This window comes from Paenibacillus sp. GYB004, from assembly GCF_036577605.1.
GTDB lineage: Bacteria > Bacillota > Bacilli > Paenibacillales > NBRC-103111 > Paenibacillus_AB > Paenibacillus_AB oceani.
In genome coordinates this window covers 372,410-393,105 of record NZ_JARBDB010000002.1, presented here as the reverse complement: position 1 = coordinate 393,105, position 20,696 = coordinate 372,410, and the positions used below count along the sequence as shown (strand labels likewise).

Annotated in this window: 22 protein-coding genes; 15 read left to right on the top strand and 7 right to left on the bottom strand. The window is 53.4% G+C overall.

Annotated elements, in window-relative coordinates:
• The first annotated feature begins 131 nt into the window (after positions 1-131).
• Complete coding sequence (locus PV433_RS01815; protein ID WP_332070481.1) at positions 132-797, top strand: HAD family hydrolase; 666 nt, start codon at positions 132-134, stop codon at positions 795-797.
• Between the two features lie 252 nt (positions 798-1,049).
• On the opposite strand, the gene PV433_RS01810 is transcribed toward PV433_RS01815, so the two are convergent.
• The 5 genes from PV433_RS01810 to PV433_RS01790 all read right to left on the bottom strand — a co-directional run bounded on the left by PV433_RS01810 (position 1,050) and on the right by PV433_RS01790 (position 2,936).
• Entirely contained in the window at positions 1,050-1,418 is a 369-nt protein-coding gene (locus PV433_RS01810) for a spore germination protein GerPE (RefSeq protein WP_332070480.1), read from the bottom strand.
• Between the two features lie 3 nt (positions 1,419-1,421).
• Positions 1,422-1,598 carry a spore gernimation protein GerPD gene (locus PV433_RS01805; RefSeq protein ID WP_332070479.1) on the bottom strand — a complete coding sequence of 59 codons (177 nt, stop codon included), beginning with the start codon at positions 1,596-1,598 and terminating at the stop codon, positions 1,422-1,424.
• A gap of 5 nt (positions 1,599-1,603) precedes the next feature.
• On the bottom strand, positions 1,604-2,194 hold the full coding sequence (gene gerPC / locus PV433_RS01800) for a spore germination protein GerPC (protein ID WP_332070478.1): 591 nt from the start codon (positions 2,192-2,194) through the stop codon (positions 1,604-1,606).
• Between the two features lie 286 nt (positions 2,195-2,480).
• On the bottom strand, positions 2,481-2,702 hold the full coding sequence (locus PV433_RS01795) for a spore germination protein GerPB (RefSeq protein WP_190929365.1): 222 nt from the start codon (positions 2,700-2,702) through the stop codon (positions 2,481-2,483).
• Positions 2,703-2,714: 12 nt separating this feature from the next.
• Positions 2,715-2,936, bottom strand: coding sequence for a spore germination protein (locus tag PV433_RS01790; protein ID WP_332070477.1), 222 nt, complete (start codon positions 2,934-2,936; stop codon positions 2,715-2,717).
• Positions 2,937-3,132: 196 nt separating this feature from the next.
• Between PV433_RS01790 and PV433_RS01785 the strand changes: the two genes are divergently transcribed.
• Positions 3,133-3,597 (top strand): Hsp20/alpha crystallin family protein, encoded by a 465-nt coding sequence (locus PV433_RS01785; protein WP_332070476.1) that lies wholly within the window; start codon positions 3,133-3,135, stop codon positions 3,595-3,597.
• 195 nt (positions 3,598-3,792) lie between these two features.
• On the opposite strand, the gene PV433_RS01780 is transcribed toward PV433_RS01785, so the two are convergent.
• Positions 3,793-4,011: a spore germination protein gene (locus PV433_RS01780; RefSeq protein ID WP_190929368.1), complete on the bottom strand. Its 219-nt coding sequence runs from the start codon at positions 4,009-4,011 to the stop codon at positions 3,793-3,795.
• Between the two features lie 418 nt (positions 4,012-4,429).
• Complete coding sequence (locus tag PV433_RS01775) at positions 4,430-5,959, bottom strand: MDR family MFS transporter (protein ID WP_332070475.1); 1,530 nt, start codon at positions 5,957-5,959, stop codon at positions 4,430-4,432.
• A 237-nt stretch (positions 5,960-6,196) separates the two neighbouring features.
• On the opposite strand from PV433_RS01775, the gene PV433_RS01770 reads away from it, so the two are divergent.
• The 13 genes from PV433_RS01770 (at position 6,197) to PV433_RS01710 (ending at position 20,628) form a co-directional block, all read left to right on the top strand.
• Positions 6,197-6,892, top strand: coding sequence for a response regulator transcription factor (locus PV433_RS01770; RefSeq protein WP_332070474.1), 696 nt, complete (start codon positions 6,197-6,199; stop codon positions 6,890-6,892).
• Positions 6,882-7,994, top strand: coding sequence for a sensor histidine kinase (locus PV433_RS01765; RefSeq protein ID WP_332070473.1), 1,113 nt, complete (start codon positions 6,882-6,884; stop codon positions 7,992-7,994). The genes PV433_RS01770 and PV433_RS01765 overlap by 11 nt, the downstream gene beginning before the upstream one ends.
• A 211-nt stretch (positions 7,995-8,205) precedes the next feature.
• A complete protein-coding gene (locus tag PV433_RS01760) occupies positions 8,206-9,489 on the top strand; it encodes a glycosyltransferase family 39 protein (RefSeq protein ID WP_332070472.1) in 1,284 nt (427 codons plus the stop codon).
• Positions 9,459-10,169, top strand: coding sequence for a glycosyltransferase family 2 protein (locus PV433_RS01755; protein WP_190929373.1), 711 nt, complete (start codon positions 9,459-9,461; stop codon positions 10,167-10,169). Before PV433_RS01760 ends, PV433_RS01755 begins: the two co-directional genes overlap by 31 nt.
• Positions 10,170-10,177: 8 nt before the next feature.
• Complete coding sequence (locus tag PV433_RS01750) at positions 10,178-10,570, top strand: DUF2304 domain-containing protein (protein ID WP_190929374.1); 393 nt, start codon at positions 10,178-10,180, stop codon at positions 10,568-10,570.
• A gap of 20 nt (positions 10,571-10,590) precedes the next feature.
• Positions 10,591-10,908 carry an EamA family transporter gene (locus tag PV433_RS01745; RefSeq protein WP_332070471.1) on the top strand — a complete coding sequence of 106 codons (318 nt, stop codon included), beginning with the start codon at positions 10,591-10,593 and terminating at the stop codon, positions 10,906-10,908.
• A gap of 7 nt (positions 10,909-10,915) precedes the next feature.
• Positions 10,916-11,959: a GNAT family N-acetyltransferase gene (locus PV433_RS01740; protein ID WP_332070470.1), complete on the top strand. Its 1,044-nt coding sequence runs from the start codon at positions 10,916-10,918 to the stop codon at positions 11,957-11,959.
• 87 nt (positions 11,960-12,046) lie between these two features.
• Positions 12,047-12,712: a class I SAM-dependent methyltransferase gene (locus PV433_RS01735; RefSeq protein WP_332070469.1), complete on the top strand. Its 666-nt coding sequence runs from the start codon at positions 12,047-12,049 to the stop codon at positions 12,710-12,712.
• Positions 12,705-13,580: a polysaccharide deacetylase family protein gene (locus tag PV433_RS01730; RefSeq protein WP_332070468.1), complete on the top strand. Its 876-nt coding sequence runs from the start codon at positions 12,705-12,707 to the stop codon at positions 13,578-13,580. Before PV433_RS01735 ends, PV433_RS01730 begins: the two co-directional genes overlap by 8 nt.
• Before the next feature lie 180 nt (positions 13,581-13,760).
• Positions 13,761-14,993: a Gfo/Idh/MocA family protein gene (locus PV433_RS01725; RefSeq protein WP_332070467.1), complete on the top strand. Its 1,233-nt coding sequence runs from the start codon at positions 13,761-13,763 to the stop codon at positions 14,991-14,993.
• 49 nt (positions 14,994-15,042) lie between these two features.
• Positions 15,043-16,053, top strand: a complete 1,011-nt coding sequence (locus PV433_RS01720; RefSeq protein WP_332070466.1) for a Gfo/Idh/MocA family protein — start codon at positions 15,043-15,045, stop codon at positions 16,051-16,053.
• Positions 16,054-16,413: 360 nt separating this feature from the next.
• Positions 16,414-18,762: a helix-turn-helix domain-containing protein gene (locus PV433_RS01715; RefSeq protein WP_332070465.1), complete on the top strand. Its 2,349-nt coding sequence runs from the start codon at positions 16,414-16,416 to the stop codon at positions 18,760-18,762.
• 267 nt (positions 18,763-19,029) lie between these two features.
• Positions 19,030-20,628: an extracellular solute-binding protein gene (locus PV433_RS01710; protein ID WP_332070464.1), complete on the top strand. Its 1,599-nt coding sequence runs from the start codon at positions 19,030-19,032 to the stop codon at positions 20,626-20,628.
• Positions 20,629-20,696: the final 68 nt, after the last annotated feature.

The window sequence follows — 20,696 nt, the reverse complement described above, 5'->3', positions numbered from 1 at the left end:
AATCATTTTCTTAGCTACTGTCATTTCCTTTACATTCCTTTTGTCCCGGTCATTTGACAATCCGTCTGAAAACATGGTTTGATTAGTATTATTTCCTCAAATCTACCGTTGCAAAAGGGGACCGACAAAAGATGAAACGAACTTGCCCGGAAGCGATGCTGTTCGACCTGGATGGAACGCTGTTCCAGACGGAAACGCTGCTGCTGCCCGCTTATGAGGCCGCTTTCGAGGAACTGCGACAAGAAGGCACCTACACGCTCGGCACGCCGCCGAAAGAACTTATATTGAGCAGTCTCGGCATGCTCCTGGAACATATATGGGCGAGAGTGCTGCCCGACAGCGACGAAGCGGTTCGCCGCCGCGCGGACGAGCTGCTGCTCCGCCATCAGACGGAAGGGCTCCTTCGCGGAGAAGGGGTTATGTACGAGGGTGTGGAAGAAACGTTACGAGCTTTGCACGCCAAAGGTATCAAGCTGTTCGTTGCCAGCAACGGGCTGGAAGGCTACGTGAAGGAAGTTATCCGGCTGAAAGGATTGGACGATCTGTTCACCGGACTGTACAGCGCGGGCGAATACGAGACCCGCTCCAAGGTGGATCTGGTCAGGCTGCTGCTGGAGCATCACGGGGTCCGTTCGGCCTGGATGGTCGGCGACCGTTCGTCCGACGTGGAAGCGGGGAAGGAGAACGGCTTGCCGGTCGTTGGCTGCCGTTACGCCCAGTTCGGGAAAGACAGCGAGCTGGATGGCGCCGATATGATCATTACCCAATTCAGCCAACTGCTCGAACTAGTCGAATAGACGCACGAAATTGCAGCACACAAAGGATTGTCCCAAAAGCGCTCGCATGACATGGAGCGTCGCCCTTTCCAAACGAAAGGACCTCAAATTCCACTGAACGTGGAGAGGTCCTTTTTTTTTGAGGAAAACCGGTTCTAAGCGGGGCTCGCATAATCGAAAAAACTTTTGGAGACAGCCCCTTTTTGATTGTATTTGACAAAACAGAGCTACATCCACTTGACCTGACAACCTGGCTGCTAGGTTGCGAACTTCTCACGGGCTGCCTTTCAACTGCCGGATATGTTTGGTGCGCGACTCGGCTCTTATCGTTTGATTGGAGCCGACCTGCAGCAGGGCTGAAGTCGAGATGCCAATGACGTCCACATCTCCAACTTTAATATACGGACTGCGATTCACAACGTTAAAGTCGACCTGTTCGTACACGTCCGGCTGGGGGATTGGCTTGGTAAAAATCCGGTAGTCGTCAAAATTCCCTTCCTTTGAATGGTAGGAAGAAACTTCGCGCTGCACCGCCAGCGCCTTATTGCGCAAATTGACGTCGACGATATCGCCGATAAGAATAGTGGAGCTTAGCACAACGTCGTTGATATGGATGTTCCGGACGATCGAGATTCTTGCCATTGCTTACTCCAGCGTCAATGGCACGATGGGACCGATTATCAGCGATTCCGGGGGTGTATCGAATATGGAGGACAACGTGACGACTTTCGTATCGCCGATCAATAAGACGGACGAGCTGGCAACGCCGGTAATTTGAATGGAGCCTACCGTCAGTTCCTTGTTCTCGACGCTAAACTTCATGTCCCTCATCCCTTCTTCTTATGATGCTGAATATGCCGGTCGATCGCGACCTCGATATCAGATTTCAGCTTTTCGTAGATCACCTGCTCCTTCCGGTTCGGGTCTTCGACCTGGCCGCTGCCGAGCGGCATCGACTTGATGTAATTTTCGATGCGGTTGTCGACTTGTCCCCGGATGTCCCGGATCATCGTATTCCGGTAGTCGTGCCCGATAATCATCTGATACTTCTCTTCCATGCTGCGGATGTAGGCCGGGCATTCATCCGAGAGGTATTGTTCAATCCGCTGGTTTACGCATTGGTATAAATCTTTATTGTATGTGACCGTCTCCACAGGCTCACCATCGACAGTCAAATCTTCAATCGTTTTGTCTCCGCCCGGCGACACCCCGATATGAAGCGTGCCTTCGAGCTTTTCGATTTTGAGCTGATCGAATTTGTATTCGATTTTCTCCACGTTCATCGGCCGCTGCTTACTTAATCGCTCCATGTCATTTTCTAATTGCTTGACCTTGTATTCGAGCTCCTGCAGCTTCTGATATTGCCATTGCAGCATGTCTTGCAGCTGCTGAAAAGGATACGGAGGTAGACAGCTCATTGTTTTCCATCCCCATAAAACGTAATAGAGGTTGTTCAGAGGCTGTCGATTCAATGTGGACAACCAAGTGGAAAGGGAAAAGATTACCTTCTGGCGAGTTTTGTCTGGAATCCCCTACCTTACAATCCTTATGAAATCAAGGGATTCCGGACAACCTGTTTGAGCATTTTTCACTTGGAACGGCCTGCTATCACTTCTACACATTGAACCGACAGCCTCGCTTCATCCCATCTTCTCGGTGCTGAAAACCGGACTTTTTGAACATGCATTATAAGTACCGACCGGATTACAGCGAATCCCTGCCCGAAGGGTTGGGCAAAGGAACAAGCGGCGCTTCCGGGGCGATCTGTCCGATCGTGGGAGCGGGCTCTGTAAATCCGCCAGTGTTGTACAGCTTGGACAAGCTTTTGATGATGCCGGCGCTCCCGATCTGCAGCACGGAAGAGTTTTGGACAGCTTCCACTTTCAACTGATGGATGACTATGCTTTGATGCACGACCAAGTTCATCACAACACCCGCCTACCATAAGGAAATGGTGTTCGAATCCGCAATTCCGGCGTCCAGCGTGTTGGTGTTATTCACACCGTTGAACGTTTTGATGTCGACGCCCGTGTTGAACGATCCGGCACCCGCAAATGTTTTGGAGGTGCTGGTCGGCGACAGTTGAAGAGAGTCCCCTATATGTACGATGGAGCTGTTTCCTACGCTTAAAATTTTAATATTTCCTACGATTGCCGGCATAGTTAACACCCTTAACGATGGATTGTTTCATTCTTATGCATGATTCTTCAAGACTATGATTAGGAATAAAAAAGTGGAGCGAATCCTTGCCATCCGCTTATAGAGTCGGATCAGAAATATAGGATACCGGACTTGACCGAAGCTCATTTATTTGGAAAACGTTCATATAATGGTTGTTAAGTAAGGAGAGGTTGCCATGGACGATCCCAAAAAAAACTTTTTGCAAAATTTCGACTGGAAAAGCTTCGAGCAATTTTTTGGCGCCAGGTTGCCTCAAATCCCGGCTGACCGATTAAAGGATACGAATTGGATCGAGAGCTACGTCCAGGATGCCATTAAACAGGCGTTTCCGCAAAATAGCGAGTTGAATCTATCGTCCAAAAGATACAGCGCGGAAGTATTCGAGACGCATAACAGCGTGATCGTAAAAATTTCGATTCCGGACCAGACACAAGCCAAAAATGCACGCGTAAAGGTCGGCGCGAACGTGGTGAAACTGGAAGGGCTGCCCGGTAAAGGCAGCCAATTGATCAAGCTGGGCAGCGCAGTTATAGAGTCCAGCTGCAAGGCGGTATACAAGGACGGAGTGCTGCAGCTGCATTTGCGGAAAAGAGCGGACGATGATTTTTTTCACGAAGCTCCTATCCGGTTTCGGGATTAAGGGAGCGGTTTCTTGGATCGGGATCGGCTCAGAGGGCGAGTGCGGAGTCTGCAGCCTGTAGGTTTGACAAAGTTACGAGCGGCATCGGCCGGATCGGGCAGACGCAGCCGGCATTGAGGCTGATGCAGACTCCGCTCGGATGGATCGCTCCCAAGTCCCAAACGCTCTTGAAAACGAAACGGGCCGACAGGCCGGTCAGTTGTTCAGGGCAGTCAGGCTGTCCAGAACATCCGGGTCGCTCGTATTCGTATTGCTGATTAAGGAATTGGTCTGCAAGAAATCTCCCGTATTGCCTCCCCCGGAACCCGAATACGATTTCGATGTACTCTTGGGCGAGATTTGGATCACATCGCCGAACGTGACGGTGCCGGAAACGCTGGTAATCCGAATCGGCGACAAGATGACAGACGGCATATCGCTCACACTCCTTCCGAAAAACATCTTTACTAACGATATGACATCCGGAACCGAATCATGCAGTAGCGGCGCAATAATTATGTGCATAAGCAGCTTATGCGGGGCGAGAGGCAAACGGGAAAAAGATAGTCGTGTGCGCGCCTAAACATTGATATACGGCCCGTGTCTCCTGCGATCAGCAACCAAGCGATCCGGCTCCTTCCAAACGACAAAACGAGGTTGTCCCCAAAGTCGCTTGCGATTTTGTTGAGATTTGCGTAGACCGTTTTCCCCCGAGAAAAAGGACCTCAACCTCCACTTGTATAGTGGAATTTGAGGTCCTTTCGTTTGGATATGGGGACGTTCCCGTGTCCTGTGAGCCTTTTATATGTTCAGCCGAGCAGGACTCTGCTGCCTATAGTGCGGTTTTGGAGCCTCAGTGGCCGATCGGCCCCGGCTCCATCGTTTTCGGGTCCCCGGACGACAGCTCCATACGGGCGCGACCGAGCAGCATAACGAAGACGAAGCCTACGACGGTGATCAGGATCGAGATCAGAAACAGATACGAGATCGAGCCGGCCAGCGCTTTCGTCGCGCTCTGGACGACTTCCTGCGGCAACGCCTCCCGCACCTGCGGAATCAGCAGCGCCTTCGGATCGGAGAACTGCGCGGCCTGGTCGGGTGGGAACGAGGCTTCGATGCCCGACTTGTAATTCACTTTCTGCAGGACGCCCAGCACCGTTACGCCGATCGCGGAACCGATCGTACGGAAAAACGTGATGAGCGAGATCGCCGCGCCTTTGTATTGCCCGGGCAATCCGTGAAGAACCGAGATGTTCAGCACGACGAAGTTGACGCCGATTCCGAGTCCGACAAACACCATGTACAGCGTAACGGTCCATCTCGGAGTGTCGACCGTCATCGTGCCGAGCAGCGCCATTGATACCGCAAGAATAATCGTAGAGATCAGCATGATGCTGCGATACGACATCTTGTTGATGAGCGGACCGCCCAGCATGCTGCTGGCGACGACGGCGAGCATCATCGGGGTGAGCGTCTGGCCGGCCGCGCTGGCCGATTCGCCGTACACGCCTTGGATGAACAGCGGGATATAGGTTGCGCCCGAAACCATGATGATGCCGTACAAAAATCCGATCGCCTGGCTGGCGGTGAACAGTCTGCTTTTGAACAGCTTCAGTTCTACAATCGGATCGGACACTTTGCGCTCGGTCGCGATAAACAGCAAAAAGCTGGCCGCGAACAGAACGAAAAGACCGATAATTTGCCACGATCCCCAAGCGAACATATCGGAGCCGGCAAGCTCGATCGCGAACATGAAGCTGAGGATGGCGACGACTAGCGAAGTAGCGCCGGTCCAATCGATTTTCTGCTTGCGGAGGGAAGCTTTCTCCCGGTAGCCGAAATGCATAAGCGCTAATGCGACGGCGCCGATCGGCAGGTTAATGTAAAACACCCAGCGCCAGTCGATATAATCGGTAATATACGCGCCGAGCGCCGGTCCGAATACGCTCGACAGCCCGAATACGGCGCCGAACAGCCCGTTCATCTTGCCTCGCTTCTCCGGCGGGAAAATATCGAAGATAACGGCGAAGGCGATCGGCATCAGCGCGCCGCCCCCGATCCCTTGGACCGCCCGGTAAACGATCAGCTCCGTCATGCTGCCGGCGATGCCGCATAGCACCGACCCGACCAGGAAGATCACGAGCCCGAGCTGGAAAAACAGCTTGCGTCCGTACAGGTCGGACAGCTTGCCGAAGATCGGCGTGGCGACCACGGTGGCGATCATGTAGGCGGAGAACACCCACACGTAATGCTCGAAGCCGCCGAGCTCCGTTATGACCGTAGGCATCGCCGTAGAGACGATCGTCTGGTCCAGCGCGCCGACGAACATGCCGAGCAGCAGGCCGGCGACGACCCAGTTAATTTTGGTTTGCTTGTGGTCCATCATACACCTCTTTTGGTAGTGGAAGGAAACGTGTTCCGTTCCGGATTCTCCTATAATAAAGCAATCGGCTTTCCGAATCAAAATAAAAATGCGTAAAAACGATTCTTTACTTGGTGCAATCGAACGCAGGTGTGACTGTCCGGGTACTCCCGTTTGCCGGCCGCGTTCCATTTGGCGTATGATAGCAGGAGACGTCTGCTCGGTTAGCAGATGGAAGAAAGAAAGGAAGTTTTTGGGATGAACGAAACGATACTCATTGTCGATGACGATCCGGCGATTGCCAATCTGATTGAAATTTATTTGCATAACGAAGGCTATACGGTTATGAAGGCGAATAACGGTCATGACGCGCTGGAGCTGATGAAGCGCAAGGAGCCGAAGCTCGTCATTCTCGATATTATGATGCCCGGCATGAGCGGGCTTGAGGTATGCCGTCACATTCGTGCCGACAAGGCGGTGCCGATTCTGATGGTAAGCGCGAAAGCGGAAGATATGGATAAAATATTGGGACTGATGACCGGCGCTGACGACTACCTGGTGAAGCCGTTTAATCCGCTGGAGCTGCTGGCGAGAGTCCGCTCGTTACTCCGCCGCGCGTACGGCTTGAATGTCAGATCGAACAAAGAGCGGAGCGCCGATGTGATGGCGTTCGAGAACCTCGAGATCGACAAGGCGACTCACACGGTCACGGCCGACGGCAAACCGGTCCATCTGACCTCGATCGAATTCGGCATCCTGCATCTGCTGGCCAGCCATCCCGGACGCGTCTTCAGCGCCGAAGCGATTTACGAGCACGTATGGAACGAGCCTTACTCTCCCACTTATACGACGGTTATGGTGCACATCAGCAAGCTGAGGGACAAGCTGGAGACCGAATCCGGCCACAAATGGATTCATACGGTATGGGGGGTTGGCTATAAATTTGATCGGTAAACTGCTCTACAGCATACGCTGGAAAATCATCGCACTTTTTGTTGCCAGTATCGCTTTGTCCGCACTCAGTCTGGCCGGCGTCTGGGCCGCGCTCGCCCTGCTGTACGAATTCGGGATTCGCGCGCCCGCCCGGCTTGCCGTCGATTTGGCGGACATGTTCGGCGTTGTGGCGTTGTTCGTCGTCGCCGGCGTGTTTTTCTTTATCATCCACATCTTCCTGCTGAGCCGGAAGCAGATTTTGTACCTGCACCGGATTACGCAGGCCGTCCAGCGGATAGCGGGAGGTCAGTTCGACGAACGGATTCCGGTCCGGTACAAGGACGAGATGGGGGATCTTGCGGCCAACCTGAACAAAATGTCGGAGCAGCTCAAAACGTCGATCGAAGACGAGCGCCGGGCGGAGCGGACGAAGTCGGAGCTGATAACGAACGTCTCCCACGACCTGCGGACGCCGCTTACGTCGATTACCGGTTACCTGGGACTGATCGAGCAGGATCGGTACCGCGACGAGGTGGAGCTGAGACATTACGTTCACATTGCTTATGAGAAAGCGAAACGGCTTCATGTGCTGATCGACGATTTGTTCGAGTATACGAGGTTAAGCGGAGGCGGACTGCCGCTTCGGATCTCCGAGGTCGATCTGGTGGAGATGATCGGACAGCTGACCGCCCAGTTCCAATACGAGATGCGGCAGGCGGGCATGGATATCCGGCTGTCGTTTCCGGAGCGTAAAGTGATGATAACGGCGGACGGCGACAAGCTGGCCCGCGTCTTCGACAATCTGCTGGCCAATGCGGTCAATTACGGCAAGGACGGCGTATATCTCGATGTATTCGTGCGCGTGGACGGGACCGAAGCGGTCGTCGAGGTGGTGAACTACGGGGACCCGATTCCTCCGCAAGATTTGCCCCACATCTTCGAACGGTTTTATCGGGTCGAGAAATCAAGAACGGAAGATATGGGCGGCTCCGGATTGGGACTTGCGATCTCCAAGCAGATCGTCGAGCTGCACGGCGGAACCATTCAAGCGGCCAGCGATAAGAGCCGTACGGCGTTCGAGGTAAGGCTTCCTTTGCCTGATAGGCGAAAGAAGGAGAAATAACGAGAAAAGAGGAGGAAATACACCTTTACACAATTCTTAAAAAATTATTAAAAAAAGAGTTGCCGAAAGCGGGGATTCCGTGCAAAATGAGAGGAGGAACAATCGTCCATTTGTACCATAGCGATTCCCCTTACAGCGGCTTAAGTACCGGTTGTGCTTGTCGCTGGCGCCGGAACTGATAAGCAATAAGACTACTTCGCGGAGTGGAGCGGTGCTTAACGTGCATACCGTGTACAAATTGTACCAGAAGTGTATCGTCAGAGATTTCATATATCTGATCCCGCTCGTGCCGCTTTCTCTGTATGTGAGATTGCGCTATTATTTTTATTTGCAGTCATCCGGCGTTGGATTTCCACAGGCTGCCGACTCCAAGTGGTACTTGGATTACGCGCATAATCTGATGGCTAACTTTACGATCGGCACGCATATGAACGATATTTTGTATATCGGCTACAATTTGCTGCTGACGGTGCTGCTCGCCATCTTTAAGGACCCCGCTACGATTCTGTTCATTCAGGCGGTTACGGCCAGCTTATGCGTCATTCTCGTCTACAAGATTACGAGAATGCTGTTTAACCGGACTGCCGCTTTTATCGCCGCCCTTTTTTATTCGTATTTATGGGATATTACGCTCTGGGCGACTTATATTTTAACGGACAGCTTTTTCATCAGTCTCCTGCTCTTGTGCGTGTATCTCCTCCTCAAATGTTATGAATCCGATAAAAAAATCGTGAAAGCGCTGTTTGCAGTTTCCTTGATGTATTTGGCGCTTTTCCGTCCGGCGGGGATATTGTCCGTCGCCTTCATTCTGCTTTATATTGTGCTTCGTCTACCGAGAAAGTCCGTGCTCGCCTTCCTGAACAAACATAAGCTGGCGCTCGGAGGCGCGGCGGCGGCCGTATTGATGGTGCTTGTGTACCTGATAGCCGGTCATAAGCTGAATGCGCTAATTACATCGATGCAGTTCAACGCCAAGATGGTCCTGTACAATATATACGCCAAAGGCTGGATCTACGATCATCCGACGCCGTACGATTACAAATATAAGCCGGATTATACGATTGACGTGTGGAATAGTTTGGTTCTTAGCTTTATAATTAATAACTGGGAACATATTCTGCACATTTATGGGAAAAGAACGGTTGCCTTTCTCGGAAGATGGGTTTGGCAAACCGATCTGAGCAGTCTTCTCGGCATTAAGCTTTTTCTCAAAAACATGCTTCCCGTTCTTTTATTTATGCTGGGGACGATTGCCGCGATGTGGAACGGAACCTTTCGGAAAGCCGCTGTTATCTGGTATGTCATTTTGGCGGTATTTATGTTTTGCATCATCTTTTTTATCGACGGCATGTACAGGTATAAGGCGCCCAGTTCGCCCTTCATCGCGATTGCGGCAGGGTACGGATTGGAACGGATCATTCGCGGTACGATTATCATCGCCAAAAAAATGACGGGGAAGTTGCTATGGAACAACAAGGGAAAATTCTCATCGTAATTCCGGCTTACAACGAGCAGAACAACATTTTGAAGGTGATCCGGGACGTTCGGGAGCATGTCCGGGACTGCGATATTCTCGTCATTAACGATTGTTCCTTGGACGGAACCTCCCCGGCGGCGAAGAAGGCCGAAGGGGTGAAGGTCGTCGATCTCCCGTACAATCTAGGGATCGGCGGCGCGGTACAGACCGGCTTCAAGTATGCCGCGGCTCACGGATACGAATATGCGGTCCAGATCGATGGGGACGGGCAGCATCTGTCCAAAGAGGTCGACACGTTGTACAATACGATGATCCGGACGGGCAGCGATGTGGTAATCGGCTCCCGGTTTCTCGACGTTCAGTCGTTCCGGACGTCCTGGTCCAGAAGACTCGGCATCAAAGTGTTCTACTATTTGTTCCGGATGCTGATCCGCACCAAGGTTACGGACGGCACCTCGGGTTTCCGGATGTACAACCGCAAGAGCATCCAGCTTCTCTCGAGGCATTATTCCGACGACTATCCGGAGCCGGACGCGATCATCATGCTCAAAAAGCATGGTCTGCGCATAAGCGAGGTAGGCGTTGAAATGAGGCAGCGCGAGCATGGCTCCTCGTCCATCACGATGATCAAAAGCCCGTACTATATGGCGAAGGTGATCGTATCGATTTTCTTCTCCTTTATCAGGACTAGGTGGTGAAAGGACAAATGGACGGCGCTCATTTGTACAGCGTTCAATTGATGGGGATTGCGTTCAGTCTGTTTTTGATCATATCCGTCTTTTTGATGGTCAGAGCCAGGATGATCCGGGAAAAATATTCGCTCATCTGGTTTGCGATCGGTATCTTTACGCTCGTCATGTCCGTATTTAAAGATATGATGGACTGGTTCTCGAATCTCATCGGAATAGACTATGCGCCCTCGGCGTTCTTTGCTATTCTTATTGCATGCGCTTATTTGCTGCTCTTGAATATGAGCGTCAGCATCTCGGGCATGAAGATGCATAACAAGGCGTTGACGCAGGAACTGGGATTAACGAAGCTGAGGCTCGACGAGCTGGAGAAGAAATTAAGCGAGGGTGAATCCAAATCAAGTATTTGATGCTATTCGGGAGCGTTTTGATGACGGTGACGGGCAGCACGCTGCTCAAAATCGGCAGCAGAACGTTAAGTTTTGACGGTGCGATCTTCGGTGTCATTATGAGTTATATCACATCGCCTGCTTTATTGGCCGGCTTTGCGGCTTATGCGGTAGGTGCGGTGCTGTGGGTATATTGTTTGTCCCAGTTCGACCTGAGCTACGTTACTTTCGTATCCAGCTTCCAATATATTTTGCTGCTGGCCGCGTCTATCCTGATCTTTCAGGAGCATATCAGTCTGATGAAGTGGATCGGCTGCATCATCATTATGATCGGCGTAATTTTCTGGCTGAAAGGATAAACGGCTGATGTTCAGGTGTGTTGCGTATACCGACGCCATGAAGGAACAGTGGGACAAGTTCGCATGGTCGAAGGGGACGGTATTTCATACGATTGCGTTCAGACATATATTGACGGAAACTTTCGGATACAGCTGCATCTACCAGGCGATTGTAGACAAGGATGACCGGGTCCGGGCGATTATGCCGCTTGTCGCAGGCCGCAATCTCGGGCTCAAGAAGGTCGGAGTTTCGCTTCCGTTCGTGAATTATATGGATATTTGCGCCGACAGCGACGAGGCGCTCCGCTATGCGATCGATTCGATTCCGGAGCTGAAATCCCGGTACGGGCTCGGCTATATCGAGTTAAGGCTGAAGGAGCAGACGTTGAACGGCGCAGGCTGGAACGTGCAGGATCACAATTATACATTCGAGCTTGCTTTAGCGGATGAGGAGGAGCGGGTACTGGCGCTGTCTTCCGGCAGCAACCGGAATCATGTCCGCAAAGTGTACAAAAACGATTGGTTCGGAGTTTCGTTCGATCCGGGGCATCTGGACGACTTTTATAACGTATACGTAAGACGGATGAAGCAGCTCGGTTCTCCGTCGCCGGAGATCGGCTTTTTTCGAAAGTTTTTCGAAGTTCTGCCGGACCACTCCCACCTGCTCACCGTCTTGGACAAGCAGTCCGGGGCGGTTGTAGGCGGCATGCTGCTGCTGACAAGCCCTTCGAATTCGACGCTGTATTACCCGTACGGGGCGAATTTGACGGAGTACAACAACAAATACTTAAATAATTTTATGTACTGGGAAGCGGTCCGCTTCGGTATTCGGCATGGCATGAACCGCTTGGACTTGGGCCGGTCGCCGGCCGGCTCCGGAACGTACAAGTACAAGGAGCAATGGGGGGCGAAGCCCGAACAGCTCCGTTATTACGTCTACGACGGCGGGGCTGGACAGTCGGGACCTCCGGACAAACAAAGCTTGAGCCTGTTCGTAGAGCTGTGGAAAAAAACGCCCGATTTCGTTACGGGCCCGGTCGGCAAACGATTGATCAAATATGTTTTTCCTTAAACTGTGAAAGTTGAGCTAAATATACTTCGTGGTTAAGCTGAATGTAACTTAATATAAACGTTTCTATAATCGGAGGATGCACATACGATGAGCAACACCAACTGGAAGCAGTACTTTGATAAAAGGGCCGAAACTCATGGAGCGGCTGTCCAATCATCCGACTATTTCAATGAAGAAAGCTTCTTTATGCAAAGGGACAATACGCTTCGCTGGTTGGGCGACTGCAAGGATAAAACCATACTCGATGCGGGCTGCGGCGTAGGCGCGTTCAGCGAGCCTCTCGTCAAAAACAATACCGTATACGGCGTAGACTTCTCCGAGAAAAGTCTGGAATTCGCGGCGGCACGGGGATTGAAGACGATGCCCGGAGATTTGACGGCGCTCACGTTCGAGGACGGCAAGTTTGACGCCGTATTGTGCATCGGCGTTATCCAACTGATCGAACAATACGAAGCCGTTATCAAAGAGCTGGCCCGCGTGACGAAGCCCGGCGGCACCCTCCTGATTCAGACGCTGAACAAAGGCTCCGTACAGCGGAAGCTGCTCAAGCTGATGGAGAAAAGCAAAAAGTTCGACCGGATGTATACGATGGACGAGCTGAAGAAAGTGTTTAACAAATACGGCTTTGATCAAATCGAGTTTCTGCATATGTATCATCCGTTCAAATTCGTTACGAACGGCAGATCGGCGGGAGCGTTCTCGAACATGCTCGCCACTTCGTTTGCGATAAAAGGGAGAAAGAACATTGACTAACCTGGAGAAACCGGTCGGCGGAGCGGTTAATATGCTGACCTTCGATATAGAGGAATGGTTTCACGCCAACTACGACGACATCGCGCCTCCCACCGGCAAAGGGTCGAATTTCCGGGCCAATATGGATACGCTGCTGCAGATGTGCCGGGAGACGAACAGCAAAGCTACCTTTTTCGTACTGGGCTGTATCGGGGAGGATTATCCGGACGTCGTCAAGGCGATCGCCCGTGACGGTCATGACGTCGCTTCGCACGGCTACGGCCATCAGCTCGCCTACTCGCAGACGATTGATGAGTTTCGCGACGACGTGAAGAAATCGGTCGATATTTTGGAGAACCTTACCGGCACGAAGGTCCTCGGTTACCGTGCACCTTCCTGGTCGATCGTGGAACGGAATCTGCACTACCTGGAGGCGCTTGAGGAGCTTGGCTTAAAGTACGATGCGAGCATTTTCCCGGTGAAAACGTTTCTGTACGGCATTCCGGGCGCGCCTACCGTGATCCATAAGCCGCGGGTGAACGGCAGGGAACTGGACTTGTATGAGGTGCCGATGTCGGTGATGAAGCTGGCCGGCAGAAACATCGGATATTCCGGAGGATTTTACTTCCGGTTTTTCCCCAAGTTTTTTATCGACTACGCGATCCGTTCGGCGAACCGCCAAGGGAACAGCTCGATCGTTTATTTGCATCCGAGGGAGATCGATACGACCGAGCACAAGCTGAGCCTTCCGCCGAAGGAACGGTTCATTCATTACTACAACGTAGGCGGAACCCGGTCGAAGCTGGAGCAGATTATGCGAAGCTTCCACTTTACTTCGATCTCGGATCATTTGTCGCGGAACTTCAAGCTGGAGCTTGCGGATCGGTAAGCGAACGCAGGGCAGGCGAGCAAACATTGGACGGATCAACGGAGGCGTTTGACCGCTGCTGCAGCGGTTGAGCGCTTCTTTTTTACGCCGTTTTATGGACAGCCGCTCCGAACGATTGTCTGGTATAATCAGGATGGATATCGATTTCTTAGTTAATAGTCGGAAGAGGGCGGGCCGAATATGGGGAAATTACATAAAGTTTTGCTGATCGGAGTAAACGGATTCGGCGCCAGGCATCTGAACGAGCTTACGCGCCAGCAGGATGAGGGAATGCTGGAACTCGCAGCGGTAAGCGATCTGCGGTTGTCGGAGGAAGCATCCGCCATCGTTACGGAGCGGGGCATCCGTCATTATACGGACTACCGCGAGATGCTGGCCCGGGAGAAGGACGCCAGCTTCGTCGTCATCTCGACGCCGATTCAGCTCCATGCTCCGATGGCTATCGAAGCGATGGAGGCGGGGTATCACGTCTTGCTCGAGAAACCGCCGGCCGCGGTCATTCAGGATGCGCTGCGGATAACGGATACTGCAAAAAGATGCGGCAAGCTGTGCGCCGTCAATTTCTTCACTCCTTCGAGGAAAGCGCTGTCGATGCTGACCGGGATCGCCGCTTCGGGCGAGATCGGACCGATTCAAGCGCTCAAGGGCATCTCGCTGCTGAACCGGCCTGCAACTTATTTCACAAGAACCGCTTGGGCGGGCAAGCTGTCGGTTCAGGGCGTTACCGTGCTGGACGGCACGTTCCACAATCCCGCTGCGCATCTGTTTTACAGCATGCTGAACTTGTCGGAGCGGTTATCCTCACTGACGGGACAACCGTCCGGCTTGTCGAGCGTGACGGCTGAGCTGTATCATGCGAATCCGATCGAAAGCGACGATACTTCATGCGTACGAGTGGTTACGGAGGGCGGCCTCCGGCTGCACTTGTATATCACGCTGTGCGCCCGGCACGGAGAGACGCAGCGGATTCGTCTGGAAGGCACCGGAGGGGCCGTGGAATGGAGCTATGATAATAAGGTCACGTTATGGAAAGGCGAAGAATCGGTCGTGTACGATTGTCAGGACGAAGGCTTTATTCCTGCCCGTTACCGGAACTTGATTGCCGTAATCGAAGGCCGCGAGGAAAAGCTCGACGTCTCGCTGGAATCGGCGATCCGCTTTACGGTTGCGGCGAACGGCGCTTTTGAATCGTCCGGCAGCGTAACGGACATTCCGCGGCAGTATGCGGAGCCGGGCACACAGCAGGGAGATCCCGGCATGTATATCGGCGGAATTGAAGAGACCGTACGCGCCGCATTCCGCGAAGGTAGGCTGTTCTCGGAGCTCGGAGGCATCCCGTGGGCGAAAGCGTCGGAGCCTTTCGAAGTGACCGGATACAGCCGGTTTCCGCAGCAATTCCGGATCGGGGAATAACTCCGTTTCGGCTGAAGGCCGAACCTGAATACAAGGGAGCGATGTCGCAATGGAACGAATGTTTTCCGTGATCGGCTGTCAACACGGCCATATCGGCTCATTTATCGGGGAAATGATTGCCCTGGGGTACAGCTGCAAAGGCATCTACGAATCCGGCGATAGGAAGCTGGCGGTAGGGATTGCGGAGCGTTACGGTGTTCCGTTTCTGGACGATATGGAGGAGGCCCTTGCGCCGGAGATCGGCATCGTCGGCTCGGCCGCGCTGAATAACGAGAAAATAAACGTCATCGAGCTGTGCGAAAGCCGCGGCAAGCACATTATGGTAGATAAGCCGGCGGTAACTGACCGGGACGGGCTGAGCCGGCTCGAAGCCGTGATCGGACGCGGGCGCATCCAGGTCGGGATGATGCTGACGGAGCGGTTCCGTCCGGTGACGGTGACGCTGAAGCGGACGATCGATTCCGGCGAGCTGGGCGATATCGTCAGCCTGTCGTTTCGCAAGCCCCACCGGCTGGCTGGGGGCGCCAGAGCTCCGTTGTTTTTCAACAAAGAAAATAACGGCGGCTTGATTGTAGATATTCTGGTGCATGACTTCGACTTGCTCCGGTGGCTGACGGGCAAGGAGGTAACCTCCATGCAAAGCGTCATGACGAAAACGATGATGCCTGAGCATCCGACTTTCTACGATGTGGCGGCTGCCCAGGTTGTCATGGAGGATGCCGCTCTGGCCCAGCTGTATGCGGACTGGCATACCCCCGACAAAAGCTGGACGTACGGCGATTCACGCTTGTTCGTCTGCGGGACGAAAGGCTCCGCGGAGCTGCGACTGAACGGGGACCCGGCGCTTGCCAAGGAAGAGCTGATGTTTACCGTGACCGGCCGGGAACCGCTGGCCCGCAAGGAGCTGCAGCCGGTGCCGCATAAGCTGTGCGAAGATTTCTTGGGCGGGATCGAAGGCAAGCCGTCCGTTCTGACGCCGCACGATGTGCTGATGGTCAGCCGATTGACGGTAGAAGCGGACGAACGGGCGCAACTCATCGACAAGACGGCGGCACTATAAGCTGCTGCTGCAAATCCGATAGACATGAGTAGGAGAAGGCTGCCGGTGAGGCGGCCTTTTTATTAGTTTGGCGCCACAACGTTTACAATTGCTAAAGCGGTAAAGCTTCAAGGTTGTTTCGGGAGCGCCGGCGGCACAGTTTCTGTACCCAGTCAAGCCCCCTCTTAGGAGGGCACGCATCACGCAGAAAAGCTTCGATGAGCAGCTTGGCTTACATCGTGCCGGCAAGGGGGGCAGGCCGTTCCTCGTGGCGGCTCGGTTATGGAGTCAGGGATAAATCTTCTTCTCTCTCTTATCGGAGTTTTATATAATGAAGTTGCCTAGTTACATTATCGTTTAAGGGAACGGATGGAGAATGCTATGAACTGGCTGCGAAACTACACCGGCAAGTCGTATTGGTTCAAGATGCTCATCTCGATCGGCCTGCTGTCTATTATCGTTGTGATCTTGTCATCCGCCGTGTTGTTTTACAAATCGCGCAATACGATGCTGGACATGCAGCACGAATCCAACCGGAAGATGCTGGAGCAGGTCAGCTACAACCTCAGTTTTACCGACCGGATGCTGACGAACCTGATCACTTCCACCTATATGGACCTGCGTACCGCTTACCTGCTGGATTCGGCGCAGCCCGAGGAGTTCAAGCTGTATTCCAGCATCATGTCGTTCGAGAAGCTGCAAAGTTCGGTTCCGCTGCTGCATTCCGTCGCCGTCTACAATTCCCGCAACGGCTGCTATTATTACTATTCCGAGACGAAGGTGCTGAATTGCCGGGATGACGGGATGGATGGACGGGTGGACCGGTACTTAATGAAGGCGGACCATGTGCCGAAGCTGCAGCTCGTGCCGATTTATTACAGCGATTCGGACCGCAGAATCAGCCACTTTTCGTTTTTTATGTACAACAGCTCCTCCGGCAATCTAATCGGGACGGACAACGGAGCGCTAATTTTCAACATTAAGCCGGAATGGCTGTTCTCCAACGTCTCGGAAATGAACCGGCTCACCGAATATTCGGACAGCCATCTGCTGATCATCGACGGCAGCGGCAATATCGTCAACGATTTGTCCGGGAACGGCTCCTGGGACCGGCTTCGCGACCGGGTGGAGACCAGACGGCTGAACGACGGAGGAACCCATTCGTTTATCGATGACAGCGACGGCATCGCCAGTCTGGTTACCTATGTGTCGGCCCCCCAAAACAAATGGACGCTCGTGAGCGTACAGCCCTATGATGCGGTGTTTCGGGTTATTCAAGAAATGAAGGCGTTTACACTATTTGCCGTCGCGGTTATTTTACTGCTGGTTGCGGTCAGCTCGACGCTGCTCGCCTCGCGTCTGTACAACCCGGTGTCCGGGGTGCTGCGGCTGATCCGCAAAGATCCCGACCTTCACGAGCCGGCAGCGTCTGCCAGAAGGGACGAATTCGGGGTCATCTCGACGGTGCTGGAGAAAACGATGAACGAGATGCGCTCGCTGAAGCAGATGCAGGACTCGCAGAGCGGCATATTGCGCGGTTATTACGTGAGGCAGCTGCTGATGGACAACCCGCACGTATCGCCTTTTGACGCCGCCGACAAGCTGTATGCCGGTTCTGGACACGGACGGCGACGTTATTCCATCTGCTTGTTCATGCTAGACGACTATGCGGCATTCCTGAACAGCCATAGCCCGGAGGACCGGCGGTTATACACGTTCTCGATCGTTAACATTATGCAGGAGATGATCTCCCGCTCGATGCATGGCGATGTGGTCGAAGTAGGCGGGGACCGGTTCGTCGCGCTTCTATATGACGATAACTCCGGGCAGAGCGAGCCGCAGCTCGCCGAACGGATTCACCGGTTTGCCGCTGAGGTGCAGCAGACGATCATGACCTATTACAAGCTGTCGCTTACTGCCGTATTCGGCGATCCTGCGCCGGATTATGCCCAGATCGCCCGGTTATACAGGACGGTGGACAATTATGCGAAGTACCGGTTTGTTCATGGCAAACAGTCCGTCATCCATCCGGCGCTTGTCCGGCAAAGCGAGGAGAACCAGATGGAGAGCGCCGCGATCGAGCTGGAGAAGAGCTGGCTTCTGTCGATCCGGACCCGTAGTGAGGAAGAAAGCGCGAGTTTGCTGCAAGAGCTGTTCTCGCTTATCGCCAAGTTCCGCTACGAAGAGATGATCAATACGCTGCTTTCGCTAGCGGCCGGCGCCGCGCATGAGCTCCGGATGGCCAAGGGGGAAGGCGGAGCGCCCGATCTGCGTTCCGTGTACAAGCTCATCCTGGAAAAAGAAACGATTGATGACGTCCGTGGACTGTTCGCGCAGCTGTTCCACCTTTCGTCGGAAGACGGCATCGACGCGGCCAGCTCGGAGACGACGAAGCGGCAGCTGCTTGTCGCTACGATCCGGGATATCGTGGAATCGCGGTATACGGACTCCGCCTTATGCCTGCAAAGCATCGCCGACATGGTCCACTTGTCGTCTTCTTACGTGGGCAAGCAGTTCCGGGACGAGACGGGGCTGTCGGTCGCCAAATATATTACACAGGTCCGGATGAACCATGCGGCCGACCTGCTATCACAATCGGAGGCCAGCGTTAATAGGGTAATGGAACGTGTCGGGTTCGTCAACCAAAGCTATTTCTTCAAGCTGTTCAAGCAGCATTTCGGATTGACGCCCAACGAATATAAAATTCAGTATGCAGGCAAACACGAATAGACGGGCAGACGGGTCGGCAGCGGCGCGTAAGCCCGTCTTTTCGCCTTTGGGGCCGCAACCGGACTGCCTGCTCAGCTGGCACAGGGAGTGGCACGGTGAAAGTACAGTCCGTTTTTACAGTCGCACGGCTTCGTTTTTTACAGGGAAAAGCCGGTTTTTGCAGTTTTCAGGCAAAGGTTGCCCCGTTTAAGATGAAAGCGTGTTCACCGTAATGGAGATCCGCTCGCGGATATCCGTTCACAGTAAAAAAGGAGGGGACGAATTCTCATGAACAAAAGAGAAAAGGTTTGGCTGACGTCCGTGCTGGCGGCGGCTATGCTGGCCGGAGGCTGCACGAAAGCGGACGGCGGGGAGAAGGCCGGGCCGGATCAGGGAAGTGGCGCGGAGCAGGCGCTGGAAATCTCCTGGTTTATCGACGGAGATGCGGGCAGCTTGCTTCCGGATAAGCCTGACGACGATTTCGTCAAGAAAACGATCGAAGAGAAGTTTCACGTGCGCCTGAAGATTCAGAGCTATCCGGCGGGAGCCGATTACGACAACAAGCTGACCGTGGCGCTGGCCAGCGGCAATAGTCCGGATATGTTCATCACGAGCGGGACCTTGTCACAGAAGCTTATTCAGGACGGACTGATCGCCAAGATGACGCCTTACGTTTCGAAGGAAACGATGCCGAACTACTACAAGTATTGGAACACGAACGAGCTGGAAATGAAATCGTATCAGGTGGAAGGCGATTTTTACCGGGCGCCGCTTCCGTACAAGAAAAAACTCGATCTCGCGTATTACATTCGCAAAGACTGGCTCGACAAATTTTCGCTGCCGGTTCCGAAAACATACGACGAGATGCTGGAAGCGATGCGCAGGTTCTCGCACGACGACCCGGACGGCAACGGCAAGAAGGATACGTTCGGTTTTACGACGAACGGCAACGGCAAGTCGCTGTCGCTTTCGTTTCCGCAGTGGCGGAAGCACGGTCTCTATGCCGGGTATTACGTCGAGAACGACGAGTTTTTCGATACGCAAACCGACTCGCGCGTAGCCAAGGTAGTGGACGATACGCTCCAGATGATTAAGGACGGCCTCGTCGATCCGGACTGGTTTTTGAATAAGGCGGAACAAGTGACGGATAAAGCGGTCCAGGGCAAAGCAGGTATCGTGTATAGCCCTGACGTTAATTTTGCGCTGGACAGCAGCCCGAGCAGCGTGCAGAACAAAGCGAAGGCGCTGAATCCGAAAGCCGACTGGGTGCCGTTTAATCCGTATCCGGATAAGCCGTTCTGGACCGAGAACGAAGCGGGTTACCCGTTCCTGTTCAGTAAGAAGACAGCCGATCAGAATCCGGCGAAAATTCGCAAAACCGTCGAGATTCTGGACTGGCTGGCGGGCGAGGAAGGTTTCCTGCTAACCCGTTACGGGCAAAGCGGCAAGCATTATACGAAGGAAGGCTCGAAAATTACGATCCAGAAAGAAGCGTATTTGAAGGACATCGTCCAAAAAGGAAACTTCCTGTCGATCTACGACTTCTTCTCGCCGCCGTCGCCGGAGACGTTCGGGCTGACTGTCAAAGATCCGGACCAGACGCCGCGCGACGAGTCGATTCTCGCCTTCCTGCGCACCGGCTATAAATATGTGCCGAGCGTAGGCGCCAGTACGACTCCGCCTCCGGGGGTCAACCTGGGAGAGATGCGGACCAAAATGTCGGAATACCATGCCAGAATGCTGTTCGAGGACAAGTCGAGCGCGAACTGGCCGAAATACCGCGAGGAGATCATGATCAAGTACAAAGCCAAGGACATCTTCGAAGCGTATGCCAGCCAAATCAGCGAGGCGCGCGGCAAAAAAATTACGTTTAAAGCCGCTAACTGATTCCAATTCAGAGCTAGGATGCGGTATGAAAAAAGGGAATTGGCGTTAGCTGCACCATTTCATCCCGT